Genomic DNA, 6,761 nt, shown 5'->3' with positions numbered 1-6,761 from the left:
AATCTGTGGGAGCGGGCTTGTCCCGCGAAGAGGCCGGCACAGGTCAGTGGTGTTTGCGCGGCACCGGCTTTAGCAGTTCATCGGGCGGCATTTCGCACTTGATCTTGCGCCCCAGCAGCTCTTCGATCGCCGGCAACTGGTACGAGTCATCCTCCCCGGCAAAACTGATCGACACGCCACTGGCCCCCGCGCGGCCGGTACGGCCAATGCGGTGCACGTAGTCGTCCGGGTCTTCTGGCAGGGTGAAGTTGATCACGTGGCTGATACCATCGATATGGATGCCACGCCCGGCCACGTCGGTGGCCACCAGCACCGTGATGCGCCCTTCGCGGAAGTTTTCCAGGGTGCGGATGCGCTTGTGCTGGGGCACATCGCCCGACAGCTGGGCGGCATTGATGCCGTCGCGCACCAGTTTTTCCTCGATGCGCCGCACTTCGTCCTTGCGGTTGGCAAACACCATCACCCGTTCCCAGTTGTTCTGGGTCACCAGGTTGTACAGCAGCTTGTATTTGTCGCTACCCGCCACTGCATACACGTGCTGCTCGACCGTTTCGCTGGCCACGTTTTCCGGCTCGATCTCGACGATGGCCGGGTTGGTGGTCCACTGCTTCGCCAGGTTCATCACGTCGTCGGTGAAGGTGGCGGAGAACAGCAGGGTCTGGCGCTCGCTTTTCGGTGGTGTCTGGCGAATGATCTGGCGCACTTGTGGGATGAAACCCATGTCGAGCATGCGGTCGGCTTCGTCCAGCACCATCACCTCGACCATGTCCAGGTGCACTTCGCCGCGCTGGTTGAAGTCCAGCAGGCGGCCCGGGGTGGCCACCAGGATGTCGCAGTGGCGTGCTTCAAGGGCTTTGAGCTGCTTGTCGAAGTCCATGCCGCCAACAAAGCTCATGACGTTCAGGCCGGTGTACTTGGTCAGCGCCACGGCGTCCTTGGCGATCTGCACCACCAGCTCGCGGGTAGGGGCGATGATCAGCGCGCGTGGCTCGCCCATGTAGCGTTCCTTGGGCGGTGGCGTCTGCTGCAGTTGGGAAATGATCGAGATCAGGAACGCCGCAGTCTTGCCGGTACCTGTCTGGGCCCGGCCAATGGCGTCCTGACCACGCAGGGTATACCCCAGCACCTGCGCCTGGATCGGCGTGCAGTACGGGAAGCCCAGGTCGTGGATGGCGTGCATCAGCTCGTTGGACAGCTTGAAGTCGTGGAAGCGGGTCTTGCCTTCCTGCGGCTCGACCACGAAGTCTTCCGGTTTCCACAGGCTGGCCTGTGGCTTGGGCTTGCGCTCGCGACGCGGTTTGTCCTTGGCCGCTTTGTTGGCAGGTGGCGTAGCAGCAGCGGGTTGTTCAGCCTTTGGGGCGGGGTTGGCATGCGCTACGGCCGGTTTTGCTGCGGGCCGGGCCTCGCTGGCGGGTGCGGGCGCAGGCGGTGCCACGCTGGCAGCAGGAGCAACGGCGTGTGGCGCGGCGTCTCCCTTGCCGAATATTTTCTTGAGTGCTTTGAGCACGATCGTCTCATCAACTGATTAAGGAATGTACGCCGGGCAGTGTAATGCAAGATCCGGGCGCGGCGTAGTGGAATACTCCCACAACTACAAGAGAGCCAGCCTATTGCAGCTGTTTGCTCAACCATTCGTAGATGTCGTTCAGTTCTTCGACCACCACTTCGTGTTCCATCGGGTATTCGTGCCAGCGGGCGGCGACGCCCCAGGTGTTCAGGTACTCGAAAGCGGTGCGGCCCATGGACGGGATCACCACCGGGTCATGCACGCCATGCAGGCACAGGGCCGGGGTGCGCTGCTGGCAGGCACTCAACTGGTGCTGGTCGTTGAAGGTGGGGGCATAGGTGGACAGGGCAATCACCCCACCCAGTGCTTCTTGCCACTTTATATAGGCAGTGTGCAGCACCACCGCGCCACCTTGGGAAAAACCGGCCAGGAAGATACGGGACAGGTTGATGCCTTTGGCCTGCTCGGCCTTGATCAGGGCAACCACTTGCTCGGCTGACGCTTCCAGCTGCGCTTCGTCAATGGCGCGGGCCGGGGTCATGGCCTTGATGTCATACCAGCTGGGCATGGCATAACCGCCATTTATGGTGACTGGCCGGGTCGGGGCCTGGGGCATGATGAACCGGGTGCTGAGCAGGCGCTCCTGCATGAATTCGGCTACCGGTAGGAAGTCGTAACGGTCGGCCCCCAAACCGTGCAACCAGATCACACAGGCATCAGCGGTTTTCTGTGGTTCGAGAATCAGCGGGTTGGTCATGACTGCTCCGAAAGTGTGCGGGTCTTGTTATGGCGTGCGTGAAAAGAAGGCGCTGGAAATGATTGTCGGAAAAAGAATGTCGCAACGATACAACTTTCCCCACTTGACGAGCGCTTAAACGCTACAGCCAGAGAATCTGGTACGCGCTTTGCAATTCAATCTGCGATGCAAAGGGCAGGCCGAAACGGTAACACCCTTTGCACGCGAAGGCTGTCACAGAACAGTCCATTGCGCCAAGTGACCCAATAACAAGCCAATACGGGTCGGATACGCCTCAAAAGGGTGCGGTGCAATTCCGGCTCGATACAACAAGAGCGATTTGGAGGTTGTGAATGAAGATGTTGAAAACCACCCTGGCAGTCCTGACCGCTGCCGCCGCACTGGGCGCCGTGAGCAATGCCCAGGCCGGCGCCACCCTCGATGCGGTCAAGAAGAAGGGCTTCGTCCAGTGTGGCGTGAGCGACGGTCTTCCGGGCTTCTCGGTACCTGATGCGCAAGGCAAGATCGTCGGTATCGACGCCGATGTCTGCCGCGCCGTGGCCGCTGCCGTGTTCGGCGACGCGACCAAGGTCAAGTTCAGCCAGCTCAACGCCAAGGAACGCTTCACCGCCCTGCAGTCGGGCGAGGTCGACGTGCTGTCGCGCAACACCACCTGGACCAGCTCGCGCGATGCCGGCATGGGCCTGGTGTTTGCCGGTGTCACCTACTACGACGGGGTTGGCTTCCTGGTCAACAAGAAGCTGGGTGTATCCAGCGCCAAAGAGCTCGATGGCGCAACCATCTGTATCCAGGCTGGTACCACCACCGAGTTGAACGTGTCGGACTTCTTCCGCGCCAATAACCTGAAGTACACCCCGATCACCTTCGACACCTCGGACGAAAGCGCCAAGTCGCTGGAGTCGGGCCGTTGCGACGTGCTGACCTCGGACAAGTCGCAGCTGTTTGCCCAGCGTTCCAAGCTGGCCGCGCCGACCGACTACGTGGTACTGCCGGAAACCATCTCCAAGGAGCCACTGGGCCCGGTGGTGCGTAAAGGCGACGAGGAGTGGTTCAGCATCGTCAAGTGGACCCTGTTCGCCATGCTCAACGCCGAAGAAGCAGGCATCACCTCGAAAAATGTCGAGGCCGAAGCCAAGGGCACCAAAAACCCTGACGTCGCCCGCCTGTTGGGTGCGGATGGTGAGTACGGCAAGGACCTCAAGCTGCCCAAAGACTGGGTAGTACAGATCGTCAAGCAAGTCGGCAACTACGGTGAAGTGTTCGAGAAGAACCTGGGCCAGAGCACCGACCTGAAGATCGACCGTGGCATGAACGCCCTGTGGAACAACGGCGGCATCCAGTACGCGCCACCCGTGCGCTGATGGTTGCACCCTGCGGCGGCATCCCGCCGCTGCAGGCTGTTCGAATCCCTACTGTCCGGGGCACTTCATGCAAAATCAAATCGGCGCACCCAAGGGCTTGTCCCTTAACGATCCGCGTGTGCGCGCGTGGCTGTTCCAGATCCTCACGATCGTCTTCGTGGTCGGCCTGGGCTGGTACCTGTTCCACAACACGCAAACCAACCTGCAACACCGGGGTATCACCTCGGGCTTCGACTTTCTTGACCGCAGTGCCGGCTTCGGCATCGCCCAGCACCTGATCCCCTATGTGGAATCCGACAGTTATGCGCGGGTGTTCGTCATCGGCCTGCTCAATACCCTGCTGGTCACCTTCATCGGCGTCATCCTGGCGACGGTTCTGGGCTTCATCATTGGGGTGGCTCGCCTGTCACCGAACTGGATGATCAACAAACTGGCGACCGTGTATGTGGAAACCTTCCGCAACATTCCGCCGCTGCTGCAGATCCTGTTCTGGTACTTCGCCGTGTTCCTGACCCTGCCGGGACCGCGCGGCAGCATCAACATCGACGATATGTTCTTTATCAGCAACCGTGGCCTGAACATGCCGGGCGCGTCCATGGCCGATGGCTTCTGGCCGTTCGTCGTTGCCTTGGGGGTGGCGATTGCCGCCACTGTCGTGATGGTGCGCCTGGCCAACAAGCGCTTCGACGAGACCGGCGTGCCGTTCCACAAGTTCTGGGTGGGGTTGGCGCTACTGCTCGTCATCCCGGGCCTGAGCGTGCTGTTGTTCGGCAGCCCGGTAAGCTGGGAGGTGCCGCAGCTCAAGGGCTTCAACTTCGTCGGTGGCTGGGTGCTGATCCCCGAACTGCTGGCGCTGACCTTGGCGCTGACTATCTACACGGCAGCTTTCATCGCTGAAATCGTGCGTTCTGGCATCCGTTCGGTCAGCCATGGCCAGACCGAGGCCGCGCGCTCGCTGGGCCTGCGCGAGGGCCCGACCCTGCGCAAGGTGATCATTCCCCAGGCACTGCGGGTGATCATTCCGCCGCTGACCAGCCAGTACCTGAACCTGGCGAAGAACTCGTCGCTGGCGGCCGGTATCGGCTACCCGGAGATGGTCTCGCTGTTCGCCGGCACCGTGCTCAATCAGACCGGCCAGGCTATCGAGGTGATCGCCATCACCATGAGTGTCTATCTCGCCATCAGCATCAGCATTTCGCTGCTGATGAACTGGTACAACAAGCGCATTGCGCTGATCGAGCGGTGAGGATACGCCCGTGAATGCCCATGTTTTCAAACCCGATATGCCGCCACCGGTGAAAACCGTCGGCGTGCTCGCATGGATGCGTGCCAATCTGTTCTCCAGCTGGCTCAACACGCTGTTGACCCTGTTCGCCATCTACCTGGTATGGCTGATCGTACCGCCGCTTGTTCAGTGGGCGTTGATCGACGCCAACTGGGTCGGCACCACACGCGCCGACTGCACCAAGGAGGGCGCCTGCTGGGTGTTCGTGCAGCAGCGCTTTGGCCAGTTCATGTACGGCTACTACCCGGCCGAGCTGCGCTGGCGGGTGGACCTGACGGTGTGGCTTGCCGTCATCGGCGCTGCGCCGCTGTTCATCAAGCGCTTCCCGCGCAAGGCCTTCTACGGCCTGGGCTTCCTGGTGCTGTACCCGGTACTGGCCTACACCCTGCTGCACGGTGGGTACCTGGGCCTGGAGAGCGTACCGACCAGCCAGTGGGGCGGGCTGATGCTGACCCTGGTGATCGCCACCGTGGGTATTGTCGGCGCCTTGCCACTGGGTATCCTGCTGGCCTTGGGCCGGCGTTCGAGGATGCCGGCCGTGAAGGTGGTGTGCGTGACCTTCATCGAGTTCTGGCGCGGCGTGCCATTGATCACCGTGCTGTTCATGTCGTCGGTGATGCTGCCGTTGTTCCTGCCCGAAGGCATGAGCTTCGACAAGCTGCTGCGGGCGATGATCGGCGTGATCCTGTTCCAGTCGGCGTATATCGCCGAGGTGGTGCGCGGTGGTTTGCAGGCCATCCCCAAGGGCCAGTACGAAGCTGCCGCCGCCATGGGCCTGGGCTATTGGCGTTCGATGGGCCTGGTGATTCTGCCGCAAGCGCTCAAGCTGGTGATTCCCGGCATCGTCAACACCTTCATTGCCCTGTTCAAGGACACCAGCCTGGTGATCATCATCGGCCTGTTCGACCTGCTGAACAGCGTCAAGCAAGCCGCCGCCGACCCGGCCTGGCTGGGCATGGCTACCGAGGGCTATGTGTTCGCCGCCCTGGTGTTCTGGATTTTCTGTTTCGGTATGTCCCGCTACTCCATGCACCTGGAGCGCAAGCTGGACACTGGCCACAAGCGTTAGGAGTTTCGAAATGAGTGAAGCGATCAAGCAGCCTGCCGGCCCCGAAGGGATCATCCAGATGCAGGGTGTGAACAAGTGGTACGGCCAGTTCCATGTGCTCAAGGACATCAACCTGAACGTGCGCCAGGGCGAGCGCATTGTGCTGTGCGGGCCATCCGGCTCGGGCAAGTCCACTACCATCCGTTGCCTCAACCGCCTGGAAGAGCACCAGCAGGGGCGCATCGTGGTCGATGGCGTCGAGCTGACCAACGACCTCAAGCAGATCGAGGCCATCCGCCGTGAAGTGGGCATGGTGTTCCAGCACTTCAACCTGTTCCCGCACCTGAGCATTCTGGAAAACTGCACCTTGGCGCCGATGTGGGTGCGCAAGATGCCGCGGCGCAAGGCCGAGGAAATTGCCATGCATTATTTGGAGCGCGTGCGTATTCCCGAGCAGGCGCACAAGTACCCGGGGCAGTTGTCGGGTGGCCAGCAGCAGCGTGTGGCGATTGCCCGTGCGCTGTGCATGAAGCCGAAGATCATGCTGTTCGACGAGCCGACCTCGGCGCTGGACCCTGAAATGGTCAAGGAAGTGCTCGATACCATGGTGGGCCTGGCCGAAGACGGCATGACCATGCTCTGCGTGACCCACGAGATGGGTTTTGCCCGCACCGTGGCGAACCGGGTGATCTTCATGGACAAGGGGGAGATTGTGGAGCAGGCGGCGCCGGATGACTTCTTCGACCGGCCGCGCAGTGACCGGACCCGGTTGTTCCTGAGCCAGATCCTGCATTGATGCTGTT

6 protein-coding genes are annotated in these 6,761 nt (G+C 61.4%); 4 read left to right on the top strand and 2 right to left on the bottom strand.

What is annotated here, in order from left to right:
• Positions 1 to 43: 43 nt before the first annotated feature.
• Both rhlB and ACK1VC_RS23525 read right to left on the bottom strand, forming a co-directional pair.
• Complete coding sequence (gene rhlB, locus ACK1VC_RS23530) at positions 44 to 1,507, bottom strand: ATP-dependent RNA helicase RhlB (protein ID WP_016489001.1); 1,464 nt, start codon at positions 1,505 to 1,507, stop codon at positions 44 to 46.
• Positions 1,508 to 1,607: 100 nt separating this feature from the next.
• Entirely contained in the window at positions 1,608 to 2,264 is a 657-nt protein-coding gene (locus ACK1VC_RS23525) for an alpha/beta hydrolase (protein WP_016489000.1), read from the bottom strand.
• A 332-nt stretch (positions 2,265 to 2,596) separates the two neighbouring features.
• Here ACK1VC_RS23525 and ACK1VC_RS23520 point away from each other — a divergent pair, with 332 nt between their 5' ends.
• The 4 genes from ACK1VC_RS23520 (at position 2,597) to ACK1VC_RS23505 (ending at position 6,754) form a co-directional block, all read left to right on the top strand.
• Complete coding sequence (locus tag ACK1VC_RS23520) at positions 2,597 to 3,625, top strand: amino acid ABC transporter substrate-binding protein (protein WP_016488999.1); 1,029 nt, start codon at positions 2,597 to 2,599, stop codon at positions 3,623 to 3,625.
• Between the two features lie 67 nt (positions 3,626 to 3,692).
• A complete protein-coding gene (locus ACK1VC_RS23515; protein WP_016488998.1) occupies positions 3,693 to 4,871 on the top strand; it encodes an amino acid ABC transporter permease in 1,179 nt (392 codons plus the stop codon).
• A 10-nt stretch (positions 4,872 to 4,881) separates the two neighbouring features.
• Positions 4,882 to 5,979, top strand: a complete 1,098-nt coding sequence (locus ACK1VC_RS23510; protein WP_016488997.1) for an amino acid ABC transporter permease — start codon at positions 4,882 to 4,884, stop codon at positions 5,977 to 5,979.
• 10 nt (positions 5,980 to 5,989) lie between these two features.
• Complete coding sequence (locus tag ACK1VC_RS23505) at positions 5,990 to 6,754, top strand: amino acid ABC transporter ATP-binding protein (protein WP_016498022.1); 765 nt, start codon at positions 5,990 to 5,992, stop codon at positions 6,752 to 6,754.
• Positions 6,755 to 6,761 lie beyond the last annotated feature (7 nt).

It is taken from the genome of Pseudomonas sp. XP2 (genome assembly GCF_053557975.1).
Note: the sequence above shows the minus strand (reverse complement) of the source record. Positions and strands in the feature narration are given on the sequence as shown.